We start from the raw sequence: 24,375 nt of genomic DNA, 5'->3' as shown, positions 1-24,375 counted from the left end.
GGTCTGGATCCCCGTCCCCTCCCCCGGCTGCTGATCCGTCTGCACCGACAGCAGCAGGTCCCGCCCGGGCCCGGTCACCCGCCCGTAGCTCGTGACGGCCCACGTGTTGTGGATGAACGGCCGCGGCGTCCACCCGTTCTTGAGCGCCACCCGGTCCCCCGGCCGGGCGGCCGCGCTGACGCCCCAGGCCTGGTCCTTCTGCACCTGCTCCATCAGCCCCAGCACCAGCCGGCGATCGGCGGCGCTGAGCCCCTTCCCGCCCTTGATCAGCGCCTTCAGCAGCCGGATCCGATCCGCGGGGCTGGTCTTGGTGCCGCCCCAGTACTTGCTCGGCCCAGGAGTGGTCTCCCGCAGCCCCACCCGGCGGTAGAAGCCGCTCAGGGCCTCGCCGCCCCCGACCCGCGACCACAGCGCGTCGGCCGCGCTGTTGTCACTCTCCTTGATCATCCGAGCGGCCAGGTCGCGCTCGCCCTCGTCGAGCCCGCCGGAACGCTGGAGCAGCAGCGCGGCCAGGATGTCCACCTTGGCGCCGCTGGCGGTGATCATGTCGTGGTCGTGCTCCCCCTTGCCGAACTGCACGCCGCTCACCAGGTCCTGCACTCCATAGACGACCCGTCCCGGCCGCCCGCGCACGTAGCGGGAGATGTCGCGCTGGAGGCGGGCCCGAGCGGCGTCACCAGCCCGCACGTCCGGAAACTTCAGGACACATCGTGCCACCTTGACCGGCGCCTTCACCGCCACGGGCACGACCGGCACCCGCTCGGTCCCGCACCCCGCCACGAGCCCGAGCCCGAGCAAGAGCCCGAGCCCCAGCCGGAGTCCGAGCCCGGCCGGTACGACCGGAGCGACCGGAGCGGCCGGTCCCATCCACTTAGCACGCACGCGCCAACCCCCGTGATCTCATCGGGGGTCGTACGGAGCATGCCCGGCCCGGCCGCCGGCCTCATCTGACCAGGCCCTTTCCTGGTCAGACCTTCAGCACCACCTTGCCGACCGCACGGCGCGCGGCAGGGCTCAGAGGTGCTCGCGCAGGAAGTCGCCGGTCGCGTCCACGGCCTGGGTCACGTACGGCTCGCGATCGTAGAGGTCGATGTGCTGCTTGGCGTCCAGCCAGACGATCCGCTTCGGCTGGTCCAGCCGCTTGAACGCCTCCTCGGCCCCCTCGGGCGAACAGAACCGGTCGACGACCCCGTGCACGATCAGCGCCGGCTTCGGGGACAGGAAGTCCGCCCCCATCATGTTGTCCACCGTGATCAGCTCGCGCACGCTGGCCCTGGTCACCTCGTTCGACCAGTACGGCGACGCCCCGCGTTCGGTCCCGTAATACGCGTACGGCTCCTCGCCCGGCATCGCGGCCTCGCCCCGCTCCGACACGGCGGCCACGTACTCGACCGGCCCGCCCCGATCCTGGCGCTCCAGCACCTCGGCGAACCCGCTCAGCGCGGCCTGGTAGTCCATGCCCGACCGCATGGCGTAGGGGTTGTTGTATGCCCCGGCGATCCCCGCGAACACCCGCACCCGGGGCTCAAAAGCAGCAAATTTCATGGCATATCCGCCACCCAGGCAGATCCCCACCACCCCGATCCGATCCGGCTCCACCTCGGGCCGCGACCGCAGGAACGACACCGCCGCCCGCAGGTCGTGCAACTTGCCCTGCGGATCCTCGTGCCGTCGCGGCTCCCCGCCCGACTCGCCCCAGTTCCGGTGGTCGAAGGCGAGGGTCACATAGCCCCGCTCGGCCAGCCGTTCCGCGTAGAGGCCGGTGACCTGGTCGCGCACGCCCGTGAACGGCCCAGTGAACACCAGCCCGGGACGCGGCCCCACGCCCTCGGGCACCCGCAGGTCCCCGGCGAGCGTGAGGCCGTCGGCCATGAACTCAACTCTCATACGCCCAAGTGTGCGTCACGAGTCGAACCCGAGGCCCATCCGATCGAGCGCGCGCAGCCACAGGTTGCGCCTGCCCTCGTGCTCGTCCGCCTGGGCGATGGACCACCGGGTGAACTGGATCACCCCCGAACGCACCGGCTCCGGCGGGAACGGGAACGGCTTCTCCTTCACCATCCGCAGCTCGGTCCGCTCGGTGCGCTCGCCGGACAGCAGGTCCAGCATGACGTTCGCACCGAACCGGGTGGCGCCGACGCCCATGCCGGTGTAGCCGGCGGCGTAGGCCAGCCGCCCGCCGTGCGCCTGCCCGTAGAAGGCGCTGAACCGGCTGCAGGTGTCGATCACGCCGCCCCACCTGTGGGTGAAGCCCACCTCGGCGAGCTGCGGGAACGTGTCGTAGAAGTGGCCGGCGAGCTTGACGAACGTCTCGTCGCGCTGGTCGTACTCCGGCTTGACGAGACCGCCGTTGTAGTAGACGGCGTCGTAGCCGCCCCACAGGACCCGGTTGTCGTCGGTCAGCCGGTAGTAGTGGAACCGGTTGCCCGAGTCGCCCACGCCCTGCCTGTTGTGCCAGCCCACCGCGGCGAGCTGGGCGGCGGTCAGCGGCTCGGTCATCAGCGCGTAGTCGTACACCGGGACCACGAAGTGCTTGAGCCGCCGCAGCAGCGGCGGGAACACCCCGGTCCCCAGGGCCACCCGGCGGGCGGCAGCGGAGCCGTACGGCGTGCGCAGCGTGATCGTCGTCCCGTCGTCGTCCAGCGAGCGGACGGGGCTGCGCTCGTACACCCGCACCCCGAGCCGCAGGCACGCCTCCCGCAGCCCCCACGCCAGCCGGGCCGGGTCGAGCATCGCGCAGCCGCTGCGCTCCCACAGCCCGCCCAGGTAGGTCGGCGAGTTCACCTCGGCCCGCACCTGCTCCTGGTCGAGGGGCAGGTAGTCGAGCCCGAGCTCGGAGATCAGGTCCAGGTGCTCGCCCAGCCCGTCGAGCTGCCACGGCTCGGTGGCCACGTGCAGCTCTCCGGTGCGCTCGAACGAGCAGTCGATGTCGTAGCGCCGCAGCGTGCGCTCGATCTCGTCCAGGTTCTCCACGCCGATGCGTTCGAGCCGGTCGATCTCCTCCGGCCACCGCTCCAGGCCGTTGGCCAGGCCGTGGGTGAGGGTCGCCAGGCAGAACCCGCCGTTGCGGCCGGTGGCCGCCCAGCCGATCCTGCGGCCTTCGAGCAGGACCACGTCCAGCGACGGGTCGCGTTCCTTCGCCATCAGGGCCGTCCACAGGCCCGAGAAGCCACCGCCGACGACGACCAGGTCGGCGCTGGTGTTCCGGTCGAGCCGCGGTCGCGGCTCGGGTCTGGCCGGGCTGTCCAGCCAGTACGGCTTGCGCTCCGCGTCAGCCAGCGCCTTCAGCGGATCCACAAATCCCACTTCCCTACGAAAGTCATGAAGTTAGTTATGTGTCTATTGCGGGATCCGAATAGGTGATCACGCACGGGTTCCCCCCGCCGGAATCCGATCTCGCCTCCCTGTTCTTTGCCAGAGCGTTCTTGCCAGGACGTTCGCCAAGACGAATCCCCTCCGCGGCCTGCGGAGGGGAGAGCCGGTTGTGTGCTTTCAGGCGCGGCGGCGGGCCGCGACCGCGTTGGCGATCGCGATCAGCACACCGACGCAGAAGATCAGCGTACCCATGACGTTGACCTGCGGCGGGATACCGGTCTTCACCGCGCCGACGATCCAGAGCGGGAAGGTGACGGTGGAGCCGTTGACGAAGCTGGTGACCACGTAGTCGTCGATCGACAGCGCGAACGACAGCATCGCGCCCGCCAGCACGCCCGGCATGATCGAGGGCAGCGTCACCTGCGTGAACGTGCCCCAGGCGGTGGCGCCCAGGTCCCTGGCCGCCTCCTCCAGCGACGGGTCGAGCGTGACGACCCGCGCCCGCACCGTCACCACCACGAAGGACAGCGAGAAGAGGACGTGCGCGATGATGATCGTGTTCGCGTCGCGCGGCACGCTGCCAGAGACGAACAACGACAGCAGCGAGGCGCCCATGACCAGCTCGGGCGTGGAGATGGCGGCGAAGACCAGGAAGTTCGTGACCCCCTTGCCGCGGAAGCGGTGGCGGCCGAGCGCCAGCCCGAGCATGGTCCCGATCACGACCGTGATGACCGTGCTGACCAGGGCGATCACCAGCGAGTTGCGCAGCGCCACGGTCAGGTCGGAGATGTCGAAGAGCTCCGCGTACCACCTGAGCGTGAAGCCCTGCCAGGAGGTGTTGGACTTGCTCTTCTTGTCGTTGAACCCGAACAGGATCATCACGGCGATCGGCGACGACAACCAGACGATGATCAGCCAGGTGTAGGCGTGCAGCAGCCGGTCCCCGAGCCTGGTGCCCCTCATCGGGCCGCCGCCTCAAGGACGTTCTCGGTGCCGAGGGCCCTGGCGTAGATGAAGATCCCCACCAGCAGCACCGCCATCAGCGTGAACGACAGCGCGGAGGCGGTCGGATAGTCGAGGTTCGTCAGGTACTCGGTCTGGATGATGTTGCCGATCATCGTGTTGGCCGTGCCGCCGAGGATCTGCGCGTTGATCGGGTCGGCCGTGGCGGGCACGAACGTCATGAGCACCCCCGCGAACACCCCGGGCAGCGAGAGCGGCAGCACCACCCGGCGGAAGGCGCCCGCCCTCGTCGCGTACAGGTCCTGGGCCGCCTCCACCACCCGCGGGTCCACCCGCTCCAGCGCCACGTAGATCGGCAGGATCATGAACGGCAGGAAGTTGTACGTCAGCCCGCCCACCACGGCGAACGTCGTGGCCAGCACGTGGAAGTCGTCGGGCAGCAGCCCCCAGCCCTTCAGCGTCCCGAACAGGATGCCGTTGTCCGACAGCAGGAAGTTCCACGAGATCGTCCGCAGCACGAACGACACGAAGAACGGCAGCAGCAGCAGGAACAGGTAGACGGACTTGCGGCTGCCGCCCTTGAAGGCGATCCAGTACGCCACCGGATAGCCGATCAGCAGCATGGCGACCGTCGCGAGCCCGCCGTACAGGAGCGAGCGCAGCAGCTGGGTGCTGTATCTGCTGAGCGCGTCGCTGTAGTTGGAGACGCTGAACGTCATCGCGAAGCCGTCGATCGCGTTGCCGGTCTGCAACGACACCGACGCCATCGCGGCCATGGGCACGACCAGGAAGATCGCCAGCCACATCCAGCTCGGCAGCGCCAGCAGGTAGGGGGTGAGCCGCCGCATCGCGCTAGGCCTGGGTGATGGACTGGAAGATCGGGTTGAACACCTGCTCCTGCTGGGTGGTCAGCTTGGTGTAGGTGCGCAGCTTGGCATAGTCGGCCTCGGTCGGGAACATGAGCGGGCTGCCGACCATGTCCTCCAGCGCCTTCTTGTCCTCGCCCTTGGCCGTCTTGGCCTTCTCCCTGAGCAGGTCCTGTACGGCCGGGACCGGGGTGACGTACTGGATGAACTCATCCAGCTCGGCGGCCACGGCCGGCTGGTAGAGGTAGTCCATCAGCATGAGCGCGTCCACCGGGTTGGCCGCGCCCTTGGGGATGAGCATGTTGTCGGTCCAGATCGTGCCGCCCTCCTCGGGCACCACGAACTTGACGGGCTCGCCGGCGAGCTGACGCTGGAAGACGTCGCCCGACCAGGCCATGCTCAGCCAGATGTCGCCCTTGGACACGGCGTCAATGTACGACTGATCATAATATTTCCGCACAATTCCGGCGTCGCGCTGCGCCTTCAGCTTCTCCCCGGCCTTCTTCCAGTCGTCCTCGGTCGACTTCTCCGGGTCGATCCCCAGCGCGAACATGCCGAAGTTGCCGATCTCCTGCGCGTCGGCCATCATGCCGACCCGCCCCTTGTACTTGGGATCGAACAGCGCCTCGATGCTGGTGATGTCGTCCTTGATCTGGTCGGTGTTGTACGCGATGCCGGTCACCCCGGAGGTGTACGGAACCGTGTACTGGTTGCCCGGATCGTAGGAGCGCTCCTTGTACTTCTGGCCGGCGTTGGCCGAGAAGTTGGGCAGCTGCGCGTGGTCCAGCGGCACCGCGTAGCCGAGCTCGATCATGTGCTGGAGCTGGATGCCGTTGGTCATGACGACGATGTCGTAGCCCAGGGACTGCCCGGCGCGCAGCACCGGGTCGGCCTTGCCGAAGAACTCGGCGTTCTCCTGGATGACCTCTTTGTATTCGTACGAGATGCCGGTGGCCTGCTTGAACTTCTCCAGCGGGGCCTTGTCCTCCGGCATGTACTCGGGCCAGTTGGCGAAGACGAGTTTGCCGTGCTTGGTCTGCTTGGACCAGAAGTCCTTGACGGCGTCGGGCTTGGGGGGCGCGGCCTTCTGCCCCTGCACGCCACAGGCGGCGAGGGCGAGGCCGGCGGCCGAGTAGCCGGCCAGCCTGAAGACGTCACGACGGGTGCGGGGGAGGTTGAGACGGGGGTACATGGGGTGCTATCAACTTCCAATCACGTACGAGTGCTGCGCCTGCCAGGACAGCCACACGGAGTCGCCCCGCTCCGCCGTGGCCGTCGCGTCATGCGCGTTCTGCTGGAACACGGTGACCTCGGCCCCGTCAGCGAGACTCACCGCATAACTGTTGTAGGTGCCCAGGTAGACGACCTCGGCCACGGTTCCACGCACGGCGCTCAGCCCGGCCCCGGGCTCCTCCGTGCCGATCATGATCTTTTCGGGCCGTACGGTGACCTTCACCTCGCCGTCGCGTCCCGGCACCAGGACCCGGCCGCCGCCGATCTCCAGCGCGCCGCCGGTCGCGGTGCCCCCGAGCAGGTTGGAGGTGCCGATGAAGCCGGCCACGAAGGCGGTCGCCGGCCGCTCGTAGATCTCGCGCGGACCGGCGAGCTGCTCGACCAGGCCGTCGTTCATGACGGCGATCCGGTCGCTCATGGTCAGCGCCTCGTTCTGGTCGTGCGTCACGTACACGAACGTGATGCCGACCTCGCGCTGGATGCGCTTGAGCTCGATCTGCATGGCCTGGCGCAGCTTGAGGTCGAGCGCGCCGAGCGGCTCGTCGAGCAGGAGCGCCCGCGGCCGGTTGACCAGAGCCCTGGCCAGCGCCACGCGCTGCTGCTGGCCGCCGGACATCTCCCGCGGCCTGCGCTTCTCCCTGCCGGTCAGATCGACGATCTCCAGCATCTCGCCGACCCGCCGCTTGATCTCCTCCTGCGGCGTCTTGCGCTGCTTGAGCCCGAAGGCCACGTTGTCCCAGACGCTCATGTGCGGGAAGAGCGCGTAGGACTGGAAGACCATGTTCACGTCGCGCTTGTTCGGCGGGACGTTCGTGACGTCCTTGCCGTGCAGCCTGACCAGGCCCTTCGAGGGCTCCTCGAACCCGGCGATCATGCGCATGGTCGTGGTCTTGCCGCAGCCGGACGGGCCGAGGAGGGAGAAGAACTCCCCCTCGGCGATGCCCAGCGTGACACCCTTGACCGCCCGGACGACCTCGCCATGCGAGAGATACTCCTTGACGACGTCCTCAAGCTCTATCGCGTGCAGCTCAGTCATCCCAGGCACTGTCCTATTCGCCGATGTAGTGCATGACGTGCTTGACCCGGGTGTAGTCGTGCAGGCCGAAGACCGACAGGTCCTTGCCGTACCCGGAGTGCTTGAACCCGCCGTGCGGCATCTCGGACACGAACGGGATGTGCGTGTTGACCCACACCACGCCGAACTCCAGGCGGTTCGACATCCGCATGGCGCGGCCGTGGTCGGAGGTCCAGACCGAGCCGCTCAGGCCGTACTTGACGTCGTTGGCCTTGGCCAGCGCGTCGGCCTCGTCGGTGAAGGTCTGCACGGTGATCACGGGGCCGAAGACCTCGTTCTGCACCATCTCGTCGTCCTGCTTGAGCCCGTCCACGATGGTCGGCGCGAAGAAGTAGCCCTTGTCGCCGACCCGCTGGCCGCCGGTGAGCACCTTGGCGTGCGCCGGGACCCGGTCGATGAAGCCCTGGACCCTGGCGAGCTGGTTCTCGTTGTTGAGCGGCCCGTACAGCGCCTCCTCCTCGGCCAGGTCGCCGGTCACGGTGCCGGCGGCGGCCTCGGTCAGCGCGGCCACGAACTCGTCGTGCACGCTCTCATGCACCAGCACCCGGCAGGCCGCGGTGCAGTCCTGGCCGGCGTTGTAGAGCCCGGCGGTGGCGATGTCCCCGGCGGCCTTGCGCAGGTCCTTGACGTCCTCGAACACCACGACCGGCGCCTTGCCGCCCAGCTCCAGGTGCACCCGCTTGAGGTCGTCGGCGGCGCTCCTGGCGACCGACATGCCCGCGCCGACCGAGCCGGTGATGGCGACCATGGACGCCGCCGGGTGGCTCACCACGAGGTGGCCGGTCTCGCGGTCGCCGGTGACGACGTTGAACACGCCCGCCGGCAGCACCTCGCCGAGGATCTCGGCGAGCTTGAGCGTGGAGGCCGGCGTGGTGTCGGACGGCTTGAGCACGACGGTGTTGCCGGCCGCCAGCGCCGGGGCGATCTTCCAGACCGCCATCATCATCGGGTAGTTCCACGGTGTGACCTGGCCCACCACGCCGATCGGCTCGTGCCGGATGACGCTGGTGTGCTCGGCCAGGAACTCGCCCGCCGTCGGGCCCTCCAGCGTGCGCGCCGCGCCCGCGAAGAAGCGGAAGTGGTCGGCCGCGACCGGGGTCTCGTCCTCCGCCATGCGGGCGCGCGGCTTGCCGGTGTTGAGGCACTCGGCCTCGTTGATCTCATCGGCCCGCGCGTCGATCGCGTCGGCCACCTTCAGCAACAGGTTCGCCCGCTCGCCCGGGGTGGTCCTGCCCCACGACTCGAACGCGGCGGACGCTGCGGCGAAGGCGGCATCGACGTCCTCGGCGCCCGAGACGGGAGCCTGTACGTACGGCTCGCCCGTGCACGGGTCGATGATGTCCGAGAATCGCCCGCTCTTGGCGTCCACGAACTCACCGTTGATGAAGTTCTGCAGACGGGTGATCATGCGCCCTCCTCGTGAGGTGGCTGAGATGCCGCGACTCTTACAGAGCGTGTGCATCTCGACAAGGGATTTCGTGGTGAAGATATCAAATTGCTACGAATTCGCTTGACAGACCGCCAGGAACTGACAACATGTCGCAGCAGGACGGCAACCCAGCGGGCACACCCGCGTAACGCCGGACCGCTAGGAGGAGCGCTCTCGATGACCACGCCGCCCCGCGTCCGCCGCGCCAATCCCAATTCCGGGCCTGTGGTGCTCGACGACCTGTCCAAGCAGATCATCGAGCAGCTCCAGGGCGACGGTCGCATGCCGTACGCGGCGATCGGGAAGGCGGTCGGCCTCTCGGAGGCCGCGGTGCGCCAGCGGGTCCAGCGGCTGCAGGACGCGGGCGTCATGCAGATCGTGGCGGTCACCGACCCGCTCACGCTCGGCTTCCCCCGGCAGGCGATGATCGGCATCAACTGCGAGGGCGACCTGGAGTCGGTCGCCGACGAGCTGGCGGCCATCGAGGAGATCGACTACGTCGTGCTCACGGCGGGCTCCTTCGACGTGATCGTCGAGGTGGTCTGCGAGGGTGACCGGCACCTCCTGGAGATCCTCAGCAAGATCCGCGCCATTCCCGCCGTGCGGGCCACGGAGTCGTTCGTGTACCTGAAGCTGCGCAAGCAGACCTACTCATGGGGCACCCGCTGACCCACCCTGGCCACGGCCCTGACCGGCGCGCCATCGGCCCCGGGCAGCCGTAGCGGCAGCATGGACACCTCGATCGGCCGGCCGTCCGCCTGCGCCCGCAGGAGGCGGTCGAGGCCGGTCAGGTTCTCGGCGATGACGGCGTGCGCGCCGCACAGCACCCGGTGCGCGGGGAAGTCCGCGGCGGGCGTGGGGTCGACGCTCAGCGCGTCGATGCCGACCGTACGCACTCCGCGCGCGACGAGCAGCGCCGCGGCCTCCTCCGTCAGATACGGATGCTCCTCGTACGCGGCCGTCCCCCAGTGCGCCGACCAGCCGGTGGCGACGAGCACGATCACGCTCTCGAAGCCCGGCCGCCCCGAGCCGATCTGCTCGAACGCCGCCGCCCCGATCGGCGCGCGCGGCGCCAGGCCCCGGGCGTCCACGACGATGGCGGGCCCGCAGAACCGGTCGAGCGGCAGCGCGTCGAGCGTGGGCAGCGAGTCGTCGATGTGGAACGGCGCGTCCACGTGGGTGCCGGACTGGGAGCCCAGGTGCAGGCCCAGCACGTTGACGCCGTCCCGTGCCACGGTGAGCGCCGGCCCGATCGAGACCTCCGGATCACCCGGATAGACGGGCATCCCGGTCTCGATCGGCACCGACAGATCGACCAGCTCCATCAGAGGACCGGCTCCGCGGCGGCCGCGTCGACGATGGGCAGGACCGGGGTGTCGGCCGAGCGGACCAGGCGCGGCCCGTCGGGCCCGTACACCTCGCGCGGCTCGGGGAAGGCGGTCAGCAGCGCCAGGTAGAGCAGCGCCGCGACGGCGAGCCCGAGCGGGAGCGAGATGTCCACCCCGCCCGCCAGGTCTCCGAGCGGCCCGACGAACTGGCCGGGCAGGTTCACGAACATGAGCGCCAGGCCCGCCGAGACCAGCCAGGCGCTCAGCCCCCGCCAGTTCCAGCCGTGCGTGAACCAGTAGCGGCCGCCGCGCTGGCGCCGGTTGAAGACCTGCAGCGCCTCGGGGTCGTACCAGCCGCGCCGCGTCACGTAGCCGAGCATCATGATCACCATCCAGGGAGCGGTGCACGTGATGATCAGGGTGGCGAACGTCGAGATGCTCTGCGTGAGGTTGGCGGCGAAGCGGCCGACGAAGATGAACACGATCGAGAGCGTCCCGATGAACACCGTGGCCTGCACCCGGGAGAAGCGCGGGAAGACGCTGGAGAAGTCGAGCCCCGTGCCGTAGAGGGAGGTGGTGCCGGTGGACATGCCGCCGATCAGGGCGATGAGGCAGACCGGGACGAAGTACCAGCCTGGCGAGACGGCCAGCAGGCCGCCGACGTAGTTGGGGGCGGCCGGGTCCACGTACTCGGCGGCCTTGGCGGCGATGATCGAGGCGGTGGTCAGGCCGAAGAGGAACGGCAGGATGGTGGCGATCTGCGACAGGAAGGCGGCGGCCATCACGCGCGAGCGCGGGGTGCTCGCCGGGATGTAGCGCGACCAGTCGCCGAGGAAGGCGCCGAAGGAGACCGGGTTCGACAGCACGATCAGGGCCGCCCCGATGAACGACGGCCAGAACAGCGGGTCACCGGCCGCGAGGGTGCCGGGGTAGGAGGGGTCGAAGTCGCCGGCGAAGGCGAAGACCCCCAGCACGAACAGCAGCGACGCCGCCACGACCGCGATCTTGTTGACGAACAGCATGAAGCGGAAGCCGTACACGCAGACCACGAGCACGAGGACCGCGAAGATCGCGTACGCGACCCCGTACGACAGGTCGGAGTCCGGCAGCCCGGCCAGCCGGTGCGCCCCGCCCACCAGCGCGTCGCCCGACGACCACACCGAGATCGAGAAGAAGGCGATCGCGGTCAGCAGGGACAGGAACGAGCCGACGACCCGGCCGTGCACGCCCAGGTGGGCCGAGGAGGAGACGGCGTTGTTGGTGCCGTTGAGCGGCCCGAACAGCGCCAGCGGCGCCAGGATCAGCGCGCCGACGACCAGGCCGAGCACGGTGGCGGCCAGCCCCTGCCAGAAGGACAGGCCGAACAGGATGGGGAAGGCGCCAAGAACGCAGGTGGCGAAGGTGTTGGCGCCGCCGAACGCGACCCTGAACAGGTCGATCGGGCGGGCGGTGCGGTCAGGGTCGGGGATGCGCTCGACACCATAGGTCTCGACCTCGGTGATGCTCATGACGGTTGCTCCTCCTGCGCGTTCTTCTCCTGCGCGTCCTTCTGCAGGGCCAGCAGGCTGACGAGGTCGTAGGCCACGTGGGAGGCGGCGACCGAGGTGATCTCCGCGTGGTCGTAGGCGGGGGCGACCTCGACCACGTCGGCTCCGACGAGCCGGCAGCCGGCCAGGCCGCGCAGGATCTCCAGCAGCTCCCTGCTGGTGAGGCCGCCCGCCTCCGGCGTACCGGTGCCGGGGGCGTGGGCCGGGTCGAGCACGTCGATGTCCACGGAGACGTAGAGCGGCCGGTCGCCGACGCGCTGCCGGAGCACGTCGATCACCTCGTCCAGCCCGCGCCGCAGCACGTCGGCCGCGGTCAGGATGCCGAACCCGAGCCGCCGGTCCTCCTCCAGATCCTTCTTGCCGTACAGCGGGCCCCGGATGCCGACGTGGCTGACGGCCTCGGTGTCGAGCAGCCCCTCCTCGACCGCCCGCCGGAACGGCGTGCCGTGAGTGTACTCGGCCCCGAAGTATGTGTCCCACGTGTCGAGATGCGCGTCGAAGTGCAGCAACGCCACCGGACCGTGCTTCTTGGCGGCCGAGCGCAGCAGCGGCAGCGCGATCGTGTGGTCACCGCCGATGGTGACCAGCTTCGCGTCCAGCGCGTCGGCCGCGCCCTCGATGGCCTCGACGGCCGCGCCGATGTCGAACGGATTCGCCGCGATGTCCCCGGCGTCGGCCACCTGTACCCGCTCGAACGGGGAGACGTCCAGCCCGGGGTTGTAGGGCCGCAGCAGCCGCGAGGCCTCCCGGACGGCGGCGGGCCCGAACCTGGCGCCCGGCCGGTAGGACACCCCGGCGTCGAACGGCACGCCCACGACCGCCACATCGGCCCGCTCGACCTGGTCGAGGCGCGGCAACCGGGCGAAGGTGGCGGGCCCGGCGAATCGTGGGACCTTGGAGGAGTCGACGGGACCTGTGTTCATGTCGGCCAGTGTTCGTCATGCCCCTGACCTGCGGCAATTGTCAGAAACACGAAGTAGCACGGCGTGTGTTGTGGCTGGCCACAAAGCCGGTCACCGCGGCCTCGGCGGCCGCGGTGAGATCAGGCGAAGAGCTCCTCCACGGAGTCGACGGTGAACGCCCGATCGAGCCACCCGTCCACGACCGCGGGGTCCTCGCAGGCCATGATCCGCTCCCGGACCTCGTCAGGGACCGCGATCCCCCGCACGCCGAGAATCTTCAGCAAGCCCTTCGCCTCACCTCGGGCCTCGCCCTCGGCCAGCAAGCTCTCGGCGTACTCGCCCTGGTACGGATAGGTCTGCATACCCATCAGTCTCCCCCACTCCTGGTACGTGAGATCGAGGGTTGTGATCTTCGTCAGGCCCACGGGGGCGACCATGGCCAAGACATTACTAAAACCGCCGAATTCCTTACTCAGAGTTTGCGAGCTGGATCGTGGCGATCTCCCAGGCGGTCAGCGGCAGCCGGATCGTCCCGTCCGTCACCGGGATCGGGTCCCCCGGACGGCCCCGCAGGTCCGCGTGCCGGGCCTGGGTGAAGGCGCCCTCGACGACCACCTCGGTGGCCTCCGGGGTCATCGCCACCACGCGCAGCTCCTGCCACTCCTCCCGCATCCTGAGCGAGGTCATCACCACGCCCTCCCCCGTCACCGACAGGCCGTGACCGGGCTGCGGGAGTGCCAGCAGGTCGCGGTCGCCCTGGCCGGGCACCACCAGCAGGTCGTGGCGGAACGTCTCCGCCTGCGGCACCGCCTCCTGCCACGACTCCCCGTACGGCATCAGCGCCAGGCTCACCGAGCGCACCCCGCGCGACTGAGCGGCCGGGGTCGGCAGTTGCGGGCCCGCGGGCTCCGGGCGCAGGGCGTTGCGGTTGCGCGAGAGGTAGCCGACCGAGCGCAGCAGCGTGAGCGCCAGCTCCCCGTCCGCCAGCTCGTACTCCGTCACGTGCTCCAGCAGCGCCGCCACCCCGCCGGCCGCCACCCACGAGGAGGCGGGGAAGGTGGGCAGGGGCGTCTCGCCGCAGCCGCCCTCCGAGGTCAGCCCGCGCGTCACGACCGCGAACTGCCCCTCGGCGTGCGACTGCGCCGCCTCGGCGGGCAGCGGGACGTGCAGGCGTACCCGGTGGTCGGCGCAGCGGTTGTCGAACTCGACGTGCAGCCGGACGTACGGCTCGCCCGCGCGCAGCTCCACCCGGGTGGTGACGGCGATCTCCTCGGTCCTGACGCCGCGCGCCGCGGCGGGCAGCTCGGGCGAGCCGTCGATCCCGTCGCCCGCCGCCGGCCAGCGGTACGTGCGCCGCACGTCCACCGCCGCCACCAGCGGACCGGAGCAGACCAGCTCGGCCTCGACCGATTCGGGCTCGGAGACCAGCAGGTCGGTCGCGGGCGGCGCGTAGTTGTAGGTGTCGCCCACGTCGCCGCCGTCCACGATGCGGCCGGCTCCCGTGACCGTCGTCCCGTCCTGGCCCACCAGCGTCAGCGTGCCGTCGGCCGCGATCACGACCCGCAGCAGCCCGTTGTCCAGCACCTCCTCGTCGCCGCGCACCGGGAGGGTCGCGGAGTCCGAGCCGAGCCAGCAGGACGGGTCGTGCACCAGGGACGAGCGGCCGCCGGCGGGCTGGTCGCCGAACACCTTGGCGTGCGGCGCGGTCCGCAGGCTGGTGTGGCCCAGCGGCGGCACCTCGACCAGGGCCGCGACCGTGCGGCGCGGCTCGGCGAGTATGCGCACGCGCGTCACGCCGTCCAGGGCTCCGCGCAGGTCGTCCACGTCGAAGACGACCGAGGTCTCACGCGCGACCGTGAACGTCAGCGTCCCGTCCTCGACCGACCAGCCCGTGATCTGCTGGCCGTACAGCTCGGTCCCGTGCACGAAGGTCAGCGCCGTCGCCGGGTCCATCTCCTCGTCGAGCAGCAGCGTGGCGGCGTACTCCAGCGGCTGGGTGGGCACCGCCGCGCGAGCCGGGTCGACCAGCGGGTCGGTGCCGGCGACGTCCACGATCACGACGCCGCGCCGCGTGGCCGGCGTCGGGTTGACCACGAGCACCCCGTCAGCCGGTACGGACGCCGCCAGGCGCGCGGTCACCATGTCGCGCACAGCCTGGCCGAGCTGCTCGGCCTCCGCGATGCGGGCGGCCACCTGCTGGGCGGTGTCGTCCACGCCGCAGCCGGTCACGGAGTCGTGCCCGCTGGCGTCCACCAGCCGCCACCACGCCATGTCCAGGAAGCGTCCCGGCCATTCGCCGCCCCAGAGGGTGGCCAGCGGTTCGGCGTAGCGTTCGACCATCCGCTCGGCGCGGCCCATCGCCTGCTTGACGTGGGCGCGGACCGAGATGACACCGGGCAGGATGTTGGCCCGCGCGTGGGAGCGCAGCTCGCCGGTGACGCGCGGCAGGCCCGCCACGTCACCCGAATAGGCCCCGATATATCCGGACAAGGTGTCCATGCGGGCGCCGATCGCCGACACCATCTCCGGCAACCCGCGCACGGGCGCCGAGTGGTCGGTCCCGTACATCGCCAGCAACGACCCCTCGGGCCCGTGCCACTCGCGCATCGTGGCGACGAACGCCGCCGCCCGCCCGGCCAGCCCCGTCGAGTCGTAGAACAGGTGCGCCCCGTTGCCGTATCCGCCCGCCGGCAGGTACTGCGTGCGCAGCGCCGTCCCGTCGGGAGCGACCCAGGCGAAGGCGTCGGTGGTCACCGACGACGGCACCCCGCGATAGACGCAGGCGTGCAGCAGCCCGGCCTTGCGCAGGATCTGCGGCATCTGCGCCGTGTGGCCGAACATGTCGGGCAGATAGCCGACCGGCATCGCCCCGCCGAGCTTGTCGGCCCGGTCCATGCCGAGCTCCAGGTTGCGCACGATGTTCTCGCCCGAGCACAGGAACTCGTCGAGCAGGATCTGCCACGGCCCCACCGCCAGCCGCCCCGACTCGACCAGCGCGGCGATGCGGTCCCGGTTCTCCGGCCGCACCTCCAGGTAGTCGTCCACGCAGGCGAGCTGCCCGTCGAGGGTGAAGTGGTAGCCGGGCTCGCGCTCCATCGTGTCGAGCACCTCGTCCAGCAGCGCCACCAGGCGCAGCCGGAAGCGCTGGAAGGGCTCGTACCACTCCCTGTCCCAGTGTGTGTGCGGTACGACGACGATCTCCGTGCTCACGCTGCTTCCCCTCCAATGGGCAGTCCATGCTGTACGGCGTAGCGGGCGGCGATCCGCTGAGCCGTCACGATGTCCTCCAGGGCGCCGCTCGCGCCTGTGAGCGGCGGCTTGCCATCGTTCACGAAAGCATGGAAGGCGGCGAGCTGTACTTCGAATGCCTCAGCCACGTCACGCCATTCGGCCCGGCTCTCCGCGCCGCCCGCGCCGGTGACCACGGTGAGCGTCGTGGGCGCGTTCATCAGGTAGGGGGCGGGGAAGACCAGCTCCAGCGAGCCCCGGTCGTGGTGGATGACCACGGTCTCGCGGTAGGCCGGGTAGTCCTCCATGTAGTGCCAGCGGATCGCGAACCGGCCGGCGACCGGCAGCGACCCGGAGATCTCGATGGACCCGGGCGCGGGGCCCCACGAGTCCACGTACGAAATTTCGGCAGGCGACCCGGTAAAGCGCCGCAAGAGCGACAAGTCGTGGCATATCGAGCCCAGCGATACTCCGTACACGTTCCGTACCGCCTCCGAGGCCGGCTCCCCCAGCGCCTGCGAGACGAGCGCGGTCTCGGCCGCCCGCAGCGAGCCCAGCAGCGCCGGGTCCACGTCGCGCGCCTGCGTCAGGTTCGCGAACGCGAGCTGCGACTCCCCGCTCGGGTGCAGCACGGTCACCTCGACCGACCTGACCGCCTCCGGGCCGCCCAGCTCGGCCAGCAGCTCCTCGGCCCTGCGCACGGCCGGGTCGTACTGCTTCATGTAGCCCACCATCAGCCGCCCCTCGGGCAGCGCGGCCACCTCGGCCCTGGTCAGCGCCAGCGGCTTCTCGCACAGCACGGCGTAGCCGGCGGCGAGCGCCTGGCGCACGGCGTCGCCGTGGGAGCCGGAGAACAGCATGACGACCGCGTCGAAGCCGCCGTCGGCCAGCAGGTCCGCCACGGAGGTGTAGCGCCTGGCCGCGCCCAGCCGGTCGCCCACCGCGTCGGCGAGCGTGCGCGACAGGTCGCAGACGGCCGTCACCTCGAACAGGTCGCGGCGCCTGGACAGCAGCGGCACGTACACCGCCTGCGTCACGGCCCCGCACCCCACAAGAGCGAGTTTCACAGTCCCAAGTCCTTCAGCTTCTGGCGGTTGGCGGCCTGGTCGGCGATGTTCTGGGCCACCGTGCGGCGGCCCGGCAGGGTGTCCTGCTCGATGATGATCCAGCCCTCGTAGCCGATCTCGTCGAGCGTGCGGATCACCGCGGGCAGGTCCAGCTCGCCCTCGCCGAGCCGCGCGAACCCGCCGCGGCCCATGAGCTCGCGCAGGTCGGAGCCGTCGGCCAGGGCGGCGGCCAGGATCTTGGTGTCGCCGTCCTTGATGTGGACGTGCCCGACCCGCTCCGACCACTCGCGCAGCGCGGTCACGGGGTCGCCACCGGCCAGCAGCAGGTGTCCCGTGTCGAGGCAGAGCTGCACGTCGGTGAGCTCCAGCAGCCGCTCCACGTCCTGCGGGGTCTCGACGTAGGTGCCGAGGTGGTGGTGGAAGGCGGGCTCGAACCCGCGCTCACGGCACCGGTCGGCCGCCTCCTGCACGCGGGCGGCGTAGGCGGGCCATTCGGAGGCGGCCAGCCCTGGAACGCTCCCGCCGGGCCGCGCGAAGCGCTCGGCCGAGCCCGAGCAGGCCAGCGTGGGCCGGGGTCCCAGCCCGTCCGGCGCCTCGGGCGCGGCGGCGAACACGTCAAGCGCGGTCTCCAGCGCGGGCAGCCCGCGCTCGAACGCCTCCGCGTCGCCGTACCTCAGGTCCACCCAGCCGCCCGCGAGCAGCAGGCCGCTGCCGGAGAGCCGGTCGGCCAGCTCGGAGCCGGTGCCCAGGTAGCCGATCGGACCGGAGTCGATGCCCTCGTAGCCGGCCTCGGACAGCGCGCTGACCATCTCGTCCGCGGTCAGCGGGGGCGGCGCGTCGCTCAGCTCGAACACGCCGAAGCTCACGGGGGCGTTGGCGACTTTCCTCACGCGGGGGCTCATGGCCTCACTCCGTTCGTCGGCGGCTCGTTCGCCCGGATGCTCACTCGCATAGGGCGATCACCTCGTTCTCGTACGTTTCCAGCCGGTGCCGTCCTGATCCTGCGCGCACCAGCACGCGCTCGCCGCGCACCACCTGCCGGTCACCGTCCGGGCGGACCAGCACCAGGCCGTCGGCGTCCAGCGCCAGCAGCTCGTCGCCCAGCCTGACCAGCAGCGGCCCGTCGGGGCTCGTGGAGACGGCGGTGCGCCCGGCCCGCACGCCGTCCAGCACCGCGCCGGGGTCCTCGGCCAGCACCCAGGTCGTGGGCGACCCGGGCTGGCCGTCGGAGCCGTCGCGGTGGAAGTCGCTGCCGCCGATCGCGATCACGTCGTCGCGCCAGGCGTCGGCCCAGGCCAGCGGCGCGCCCCAGCGGCGGTCCCACCAGCCGGAGCTCCAGACCTCGGCGACCCTGGGCCGGCGGCTGATCGGCAGCAGCCAGGCGCAGTCACCGCCGAGCGGGTGGTTGATCGAGATCAGGCCGCCCGCGCGCTCGGCGTGCTCGACCCACGAGTCCGCGGGCTGCCGGAAGTCCACCCAGCCGACGTCGCCGAACACGTTCGCGTGGCCCCGGTCGGTGGTGACCTCCTGGCCGGGGATGAGCGTGATGTCCCGCCCGATCTTCGCCAGCCAGGGGTGGTGGCTGACGGTGTTGTGGTCGGTGACGGCCAGGAAGTCCAGCCCGCGGCCATATGCCCGCTCGGCCAGCTCGGCGATGGTCAGGCTGCCGTCGCTGTGCACGGTGTGGGCGTGGAAGTCCCCGGCGTACCAGCGCAGGCCGTCGACGTCGGGCAGGTCGCGCCGTGGCGGGCGCTCGCCGTGCGGGGGCTCGGCGGTGACCGGCTCCGGCGGGGCGACGGTCTCCGTGGTGATCTCCAGCGTGTAGTCGAGCCCCTCCGGCGGGATGCGGTGCAGCCGCAGCCACACGTGCCAGGTGCCCGGCTCGGGCTCGCCCGGCAGGTAGCCGGGGGTCGCCCAGCCCGAGGTGATCGTGTACTCGTCGCGGGCGCCTCCCGACCAGCCGCGGAACCCGTCGGGCGCGCCGCACCCGAGGTCGATCACGCCCTGCGACCTGTCGTAGCCCAGCCGGACGGTCACGGCCGCGGTGCCGGCGGGCACCTCGAACGGGACCTCCCGCAGGATCTGCTCCAGCCGGTCGTCCAGACTCCAGTGCCTGTTCACACCAACTCACCGTCCCGGTAGACGAGGGCCCGGTCGCGCCTGGGCACCGCGTAGCCCTCGTCGCCGATCTCGGGCTCGCTCCCCTCGGGCACGACGGCCTGCACGCTCACGTCGTTGACGTCGAGGGTCACCAGGTGGGACGCGCCCAGGTTCTCCACGATGGCCACCTTTCCGCCCAGCGCGCCCTCCGCGGGCCCGGCCGAGTAGGCCATGTACTCGGGCCGTACGCCGTACACGATCTTCTCCCCGTCGATCAGCCGCCCCTCCGCCGCGGCCGGGACGGCGACCTTGCACCCTGCCACGTCCAGCGTGTCACCTCGTACGGCCCCGTCCAGCAGGTTCATGGGCGTCGAGCCGATGAATCCGGCCACGAACGTGTTCGCGGGCCGCTGGAACACCTCGGCCGGCGTCCCGATCTGCCGGATGTGACCGACCTCCATGACGGCCATCCTGTCGGCCATGGCCAGCGCCTCCGCCTGGTCGTGCGTGACGAAGACGGTGGTGACGCCCAGCTCGCGCTGGAGCTTCTTCAGGAACGTACGCGCTTCGAGCCGGAGCCTGGCGTCCAGGTTGGACAGCGGCTCGTCGAACAGGAACGCCTGCGCCTGCGTGGCCATGACCCTGGCCAGGGCCACCCGCTGCTGCTGCCCGCCGGAGAGCTGGCCGGGCCGTCGGTCCATGAGCTGGTCGAGCCCCAGCCGGGCCCCCACCTCGGCGGCCTTGTCGCGGCGCGCCCCCTTGGCGACCTTCTTGATCCGCAGCGGGTAGGCGATGTTGTCCGTGACGTCCATGTGCGGGAACAGCGCGTAGTCCTGGAAGACCATGGCGATGTCCCGGCCGCCCGGCTGCACCCCGGTCACGTCGCGTCCGCCGATCACCACGGACCCGCCCGTGGCGGTCTCCAGCCCGGCGATCGTGCGCAGCAGCGTGGTCTTGCCGCAGCCGGAGGGGCCGAGCAGGGCGAAGAACTCGCCGTCGGGGACGGCCAGGTCGAGCGCGTCGAGGGCTTTCACCCCGCCGGGATAGACCTTGGTCAGCCCGCGTAGTTCGATGGCGGCCATTAACGCTTGATCCCTCCGTGGAAGCGGAAGCCATACTTCTTGCTGACGAACAGGTACATGAGCACCACGGGGACCGAGTACAGCAGACCGAACGTGGACAGCATGCTGAGGTTGGCCTGGCCGCCCTCGGTGTACAGCGTGTACGTGATCACGGCCGCGGGCTGCTTCTCGACGTCGCTCAGCAACAGGTACGGCATCAGGAAGTTCCCCCACACGTTGGCCACGGCCCAGACCGCGATCGTGGCCAGCCCGGGGCGCACCAGGGGAACCACCACATGCCGCACGATCTGCAGCGGCGTGGCCCCGAACACCCGGGCCGACTCCTCATAGGACTTCGGCGTGGCGTCCATGAAGTCCTTGAGCATGAAGATCGCCGCGGGCAGCAGCCCGCCGGTCAGGATGAGGATCAGGCCGAACTGGGAGTCGATGAGGTTGAGCTCCACCGCGAGCTGGAACAGCGGCACCATGGCCGCCGTCCCCGTGATGATCGACGAGAGCAGCAGCAGCGCGTACAGCAGGGCGTCCCGGCCGGGCAGCCGCACCCGGCTCAGCGCGTACGCCGCCAGCGCCGCCATCGCCACGACCAGCACGGCCGTCCCCACCGAGAGCACCACCGAGTTCAGCAGCGACGGCAGCGCGTACGGATGCTCCACGACCGCCCGGAAGTTGTCCCAGGTGAAGTCGGGCACCGAGACCTCGTAGGTGGGGTCCGAGGTGAACGGCGCGGTCACCAGCCACAGCAGCGGGATCGTGAAGAAGGCCAGCAGCACCGCGATCAGCGTGTAGAAGCCGATCCGGCCCAGGACGAAGCGCGTCATTTCTTGCTCCGGAGCAGCCGCAGGTAGAACACCGCCACGACCAGGTTGATCAACAGGATGATCGTGGACACGGCCGCGCCGTAGCCCAGCTCGCCGCTCTGCAGCGCCACCTTGTACACGTGCACGGCCAGCACCTCGGACTTGCCGTCGGGGCCGCCCGCGGTGAGCAGGAAGGGGGTGAAGTCGTTGAACGTCCACAGGCTGATGAGCAGCAGGTTCGTCAGGATGTGGCCTCTGATGTGCGGGAAGACCACGTCCCTGAGCTGCTGCCAGCCGGAGGCCCCGGCCAGCCGGGCGCTCTCCAGGTGGGAGGGCGGGACGTTCCCGAGCGCGGCGCCGTACAGCATCATCGAGAACGCCGTGCCGCGCCAGGTGTTGAACACGATGATCGACAGCATCGGGTGGTCGAGCAGCCAGGCGAAGCCGGGCAGGCCGAGCAGCGCGTTGAGCGTGCCGCCGTCGCGGTCGAGCAGCGCCACCCACAGGAACGACACCACCGCGCTGGGCAGGATCCAGGCCAGGATGACCAGGCCCTCCACCAGCCGCTTCAGCGGCCCGCGCCGGTCGCGCAGCAGCCACGCGATGCCGAAGCCGAGCCCGACCTGGCCGATGACGGCCGAGCCGAGCACGAACTGCGCGGTCAGCCAGGTCGAGCTCCAGAATTCGGGGTTCGAGACCGCGCCGATGAGGTTGTCCAGCCCGACGAACTGGGGCTCCGCGGCCGCGGCCCCGGTCAGCCGGTAGTTCGTGAGCCCGAGATAGAGCACCCACAGGGCCGGGAAGACCAGGAAGACCGCGATGAGCAGCAGGGCGGGCGCGGCGAAGGCCCCCGCCCGCAGCCTGCCCAGGCCCGCCGCGTCCGAGCTGTAGCGGCGGGCGGGCCTGGTCTCCTCGACCGGCTCGGGGGCCTCAGGCGCCTCAGGAGGCGATGTTGCCTGCGCCACCGGCGATTCCTTCGAGCTTCTTCTGATAGTCGGCCGCCGCCTGGTCGGGCGCCGTGCCTCCGACGACCGCGGCGGTCGCCTCCTGCAGCGCCACCGACACCTGCGGATAGGCCGCGACCGGCGGCCGGTAGGCCGTCAGCGGCAGCACCTTCTCCGAGATGAAGGTCAGCAGCGGCTCACCCGCGAGGATCTCCTTGTTGACGTCGGTCCGCGGGGTGACGCGGACGTTGCCGTCCTTGGTCTCCTCCTTCAGCGCGTCGGGCGACAGCGTGAAGGCCGCCAGCTCGAAGGCTTCCTTGGGGTGCTTGCTGTTGGGGTTCACGGTGCGCAGCGCGCCGCCGGACATGCTCACGAAGTCCTGGCCGCGCAGGCCCTTGCCGGCCTCGATGGCCGGGATCATGGCGTAGCCGACGGTCTGGTCACGGTCGGCCATCTTGGCCACGCCCGTCTTGGGGTTGACCACGCCGCGCCAGAAGTAGTCGCCCTCCATCAGGATGCCGATCTTGCCCTGGGCGAACTGCTGGAACGACTTGTCGCGGCCCTTGGCCTCCTGCTGGAGCTTGGGGTCGCCGAGGCCGCCGCCGTAGATCTTCTGGTAGAAGCCGAGCGCGTCCTTCAGCGGCTGCGTGGCGCCGCTCCACTTGCCGTCCTTCTGCACCTCTCCGCCCGCGCCCGCGAGCAGCGGCAGCACGCCCTGCATCGAGGTGGCCTCGCCCATGGCGGTGCCGGCGTTGATCTGCAGCGGCACGGGCACGCCGGAGGACTTCAGCTTGGTCCCGGCGTCGAGGATCTCCTGCCAGCTCTTCGGCTGCCAGTCGGCGGGGAGCCCGGCCTTCTGGAAGAGCGTCTTGTTGAAGTAGAGCACCCGGCCGTCGGTGCCGACGGGCAGGGCGTACCTCTTGCCGTTGAACTCCGTCATGCCCTGGACGGCCTCGGGGATCTGGGCCCAGCCGTCCCAGCTCTCGGCCTCGGGCCCGACCAGCTCCGGCAGGGGCTTGAGATAGCCCGCCTCGGCGAACTCGCCGGCCCAGATGCCGTCGATGTCGATCACGTCCGCGCCCTTGCCTGACTTGAGGTCGAGGGAGAGCTTGGTCTTGTACTGTTCGTCGTCGACCCCGCTGGGGACGAACTTGACCGTGACGTTCTTGCCCTTCGCCTTCTGCGCAGCCTCGAACTTGGGGATGACCCAATTCGCGATGAAGTCCGCGGCCGCGGCGTTCTTGCCGCCCGCGATGGCGTTCTGGGCGATCGTCAGCTCGATGGCGTCACCACCACCCCCGCCGCCGGAGGACTGGCCGCAGGCGGCGAGCCCCAGCCCGGTCGCGGCGAGGACCGCGACCACACCCATCGACTGTTTCCGCAATGCCATGCAAACCCTCCGACGTGTCCTTAAGGGGAGGAAGCCAGGTGCCAATATGTCATGACATGCATATGACGTAAAGGCCCGGCCGCAATTGGTAACATAGCGGACATCCGAATGTCATGACAATATGCCATAGTGTGGACGGTAGCCCTGGAGGTGCTTTGTACGACCTGATCACGATCGGCCGCTGCGGCGTCGACGTCTACCCACTCCAGGCCGGTGTAGGCCTGGCCGACGTCGAGACATTCGGCAAGTTCCTCGGAGGCAGCCCGACGAATGTCGCCGTCGCCGCGGCGCGGCACGGGCTGCGCTCCGCGGTGATCACCGGCGTGGGGGCCGACCCCTTCGGCGAGTTCGTCCGGCGCGCCATCCGCGGGTTCGGCGTGGACGACGCCTACGTGAGCACCATCGAGGGCCCGCCGACGCCCGTCACGTTCTGCGAGATCTTCCCTCCTGACCATTTCCCGCTCTATTTCTACCGCGGCGAGCACCCGCCCGACCTGCAGATCACCCCCTCCTCTCTGGACCTGGCCGCCATCGGCGAGGCGCGCGTGTTCTGGTTCTCGCTGACCGGCCTGAGCCAGGAGCCCAGCGCCGCGGCCCACGCCGCAGCCCTGTCCGTACGCGGGCCCGCGCGCGGCTCGGGCTGGACGGTGTTCGACCTGGACTGGCGGCCGATGCTGTGGGAGTCGCCCGAGGCGGCCCAGGCCGCGGTACGCCGGGCGCTGCCGTACGCGAACGTGGCCGTGGGCAATCTGGACGAGGTGGAGACCGCGGTCGGCGTACGCGATCCGGAGGCCGCCGCGCAGGCGCTACTGGACGCGGGCGTCGAGGTCGCCATCGTGAAAATGGGCCCTGAAGGGGTTTTCGCGCGTACCTCTGAGGAGAGCGCCTTGGTGGAGCCGGTGGAGGTGAAGGTGGTCAACGGGATCGGAGCTGGCGACGCGTTCGGCGGCGCGATCTGCCTCGGGCTGCTGCGCGGCTGGCCGCTGGAGCGCACGATCCGCTTCGCCAACGCCGCGGGCGCGTTCGTGGCCGCCCGCCTGGCCTGCGCCGACGCCATGCCGTCCACGGCGGAGGTCGAGGACCTGCTGAACGGAGTGCGTTCTTGACTG

Annotated in this window: 22 protein-coding genes; 2 read left to right on the top strand and 20 right to left on the bottom strand. The window is 70.3% G+C overall.

What is annotated here, in order from left to right; genetic code table 11:
* The 8 genes from ETD85_RS27875 to ETD85_RS27840 form a co-directional block, all read right to left on the bottom strand.
* On the bottom strand, positions 1–882 hold an 882-nt coding region (locus ETD85_RS27875), incomplete at its 3' end, for a serine hydrolase (protein ID WP_138692742.1).
* Between the two features lie 132 nt (positions 883–1,014).
* Positions 1,015–1,887: an alpha/beta hydrolase gene (locus ETD85_RS27870; protein ID WP_138692741.1), complete on the bottom strand. Its 873-nt coding sequence runs from the start codon at positions 1,885–1,887 to the stop codon at positions 1,015–1,017.
* Positions 1,888–1,902: 15 nt separating this feature from the next.
* The gene (locus ETD85_RS27865; RefSeq protein ID WP_138692740.1) at positions 1,903–3,297 is read right to left on the bottom strand and encodes an NAD(P)/FAD-dependent oxidoreductase; all 1,395 of its coding nucleotides are present in this window, start codon (positions 3,295–3,297) and stop codon (positions 1,903–1,905) included.
* Positions 3,298–3,492: 195 nt separating this feature from the next.
* Positions 3,493–4,278: an ABC transporter permease gene (locus ETD85_RS27860; protein ID WP_138692739.1), complete on the bottom strand. Its 786-nt coding sequence runs from the start codon at positions 4,276–4,278 to the stop codon at positions 3,493–3,495.
* On the bottom strand, positions 4,275–5,126 hold the full coding sequence (locus ETD85_RS27855; protein ID WP_138692738.1) for an ABC transporter permease: 852 nt from the start codon (positions 5,124–5,126) through the stop codon (positions 4,275–4,277). Before ETD85_RS27855 ends, ETD85_RS27860 begins: the two co-directional genes overlap by 4 nt.
* 4 nt (positions 5,127–5,130) lie before the next feature.
* Positions 5,131–6,336: a polyamine ABC transporter substrate-binding protein gene (locus tag ETD85_RS27850; RefSeq protein ID WP_138692737.1), complete on the bottom strand. Its 1,206-nt coding sequence runs from the start codon at positions 6,334–6,336 to the stop codon at positions 5,131–5,133.
* Positions 6,337–6,345: 9 nt separating this feature from the next.
* A complete protein-coding gene (locus ETD85_RS27845) occupies positions 6,346–7,413 on the bottom strand; it encodes an ABC transporter ATP-binding protein (protein ID WP_138692736.1) in 1,068 nt (355 codons plus the stop codon).
* A 13-nt stretch (positions 7,414–7,426) separates the two neighbouring features.
* The gene (locus ETD85_RS27840; protein WP_138692735.1) at positions 7,427–8,860 is read right to left on the bottom strand and encodes a gamma-aminobutyraldehyde dehydrogenase; all 1,434 of its coding nucleotides are present in this window, start codon (positions 8,858–8,860) and stop codon (positions 7,427–7,429) included.
* Between the two features lie 198 nt (positions 8,861–9,058).
* Here ETD85_RS27840 and ETD85_RS27835 point away from each other — a divergent pair, with 198 nt between their 5' ends.
* Positions 9,059–9,550, top strand: a complete 492-nt coding sequence (locus tag ETD85_RS27835; RefSeq protein WP_138692734.1) for an Lrp/AsnC family transcriptional regulator — start codon at positions 9,059–9,061, stop codon at positions 9,548–9,550.
* Here ETD85_RS27835 and ETD85_RS27830 read toward each other — a convergent pair.
* From ETD85_RS27830 to ETD85_RS27775, 12 genes are all read right to left on the bottom strand, one after another.
* The gene (locus ETD85_RS27830; protein WP_138692733.1) at positions 9,529–10,206 is read right to left on the bottom strand and encodes a cyclase family protein; all 678 of its coding nucleotides are present in this window, start codon (positions 10,204–10,206) and stop codon (positions 9,529–9,531) included. The genes ETD85_RS27835 and ETD85_RS27830 overlap by 22 nt on opposite strands.
* Positions 10,206–11,717, bottom strand: coding sequence for a purine-cytosine permease family protein (locus tag ETD85_RS27825; protein ID WP_138692732.1), 1,512 nt, complete (start codon positions 11,715–11,717; stop codon positions 10,206–10,208). The genes ETD85_RS27830 and ETD85_RS27825 overlap by 1 nt, the downstream gene beginning before the upstream one ends.
* Positions 11,714–12,679: an agmatinase gene (gene speB / locus ETD85_RS27820; RefSeq protein ID WP_138692731.1), complete on the bottom strand. Its 966-nt coding sequence runs from the start codon at positions 12,677–12,679 to the stop codon at positions 11,714–11,716. The genes ETD85_RS27825 and speB overlap by 4 nt, the downstream gene beginning before the upstream one ends.
* A 119-nt stretch (positions 12,680–12,798) precedes the next feature.
* The gene (locus ETD85_RS27815) at positions 12,799–13,095 is read right to left on the bottom strand and encodes a hypothetical protein (RefSeq protein ID WP_206058637.1); all 297 of its coding nucleotides are present in this window, start codon (positions 13,093–13,095) and stop codon (positions 12,799–12,801) included.
* Positions 13,096–13,126: 31 nt separating this feature from the next.
* On the bottom strand, positions 13,127–15,868 hold the full coding sequence (locus ETD85_RS27810) for a glycoside hydrolase family 38 N-terminal domain-containing protein (RefSeq protein WP_138692730.1): 2,742 nt from the start codon (positions 15,866–15,868) through the stop codon (positions 13,127–13,129).
* A complete protein-coding gene (locus tag ETD85_RS27805; RefSeq protein ID WP_138692729.1) occupies positions 15,865–16,953 on the bottom strand; it encodes a Gfo/Idh/MocA family protein in 1,089 nt (362 codons plus the stop codon). The genes ETD85_RS27810 and ETD85_RS27805 overlap by 4 nt, the downstream gene beginning before the upstream one ends.
* On the bottom strand, positions 16,950–17,855 hold the full coding sequence (locus ETD85_RS27800) for a TIM barrel protein (RefSeq protein ID WP_138692728.1): 906 nt from the start codon (positions 17,853–17,855) through the stop codon (positions 16,950–16,952). Before ETD85_RS27800 ends, ETD85_RS27805 begins: the two co-directional genes overlap by 4 nt.
* A 40-nt stretch (positions 17,856–17,895) precedes the next feature.
* The gene (locus ETD85_RS27795; RefSeq protein ID WP_138692727.1) at positions 17,896–19,074 is read right to left on the bottom strand and encodes a CehA/McbA family metallohydrolase; all 1,179 of its coding nucleotides are present in this window, start codon (positions 19,072–19,074) and stop codon (positions 17,896–17,898) included.
* The gene (locus ETD85_RS27790; protein ID WP_138692726.1) at positions 19,071–20,135 is read right to left on the bottom strand and encodes an ABC transporter ATP-binding protein; all 1,065 of its coding nucleotides are present in this window, start codon (positions 20,133–20,135) and stop codon (positions 19,071–19,073) included. Before ETD85_RS27790 ends, ETD85_RS27795 begins: the two co-directional genes overlap by 4 nt.
* Positions 20,135–20,953 (bottom strand): carbohydrate ABC transporter permease, encoded by an 819-nt coding sequence (locus ETD85_RS27785; protein WP_138692725.1) that lies wholly within the window; start codon positions 20,951–20,953, stop codon positions 20,135–20,137. The genes ETD85_RS27790 and ETD85_RS27785 overlap by 1 nt, the downstream gene beginning before the upstream one ends.
* Positions 20,950–21,897, bottom strand: coding sequence for a carbohydrate ABC transporter permease (locus tag ETD85_RS27780; RefSeq protein WP_138692724.1), 948 nt, complete (start codon positions 21,895–21,897; stop codon positions 20,950–20,952). Before ETD85_RS27780 ends, ETD85_RS27785 begins: the two co-directional genes overlap by 4 nt.
* Positions 21,872–23,266: an extracellular solute-binding protein gene (locus ETD85_RS27775; protein WP_240779464.1), complete on the bottom strand. Its 1,395-nt coding sequence runs from the start codon at positions 23,264–23,266 to the stop codon at positions 21,872–21,874. The genes ETD85_RS27780 and ETD85_RS27775 overlap by 26 nt, the downstream gene beginning before the upstream one ends.
* Positions 23,267–23,421: 155 nt before the next feature.
* Between ETD85_RS27775 and iolC the strand changes: the two genes are divergently transcribed.
* On the top strand, positions 23,422–24,372 hold the full coding sequence (gene iolC, locus ETD85_RS27770) for a 5-dehydro-2-deoxygluconokinase (protein ID WP_240779463.1): 951 nt from the start codon (positions 23,422–23,424) through the stop codon (positions 24,370–24,372).
* The last annotated feature ends 3 nt before the right edge of the window (positions 24,373–24,375 follow it).

Origin of the sequence: Nonomuraea zeae (genome assembly GCF_005889725.1) — a bacterium.
In the GTDB taxonomy this organism is placed as follows: domain Bacteria; phylum Actinomycetota; class Actinomycetes; order Streptosporangiales; family Streptosporangiaceae; genus Nonomuraea; species Nonomuraea zeae.
This window is presented reverse-complemented; position numbering and strand designations above follow the sequence as displayed.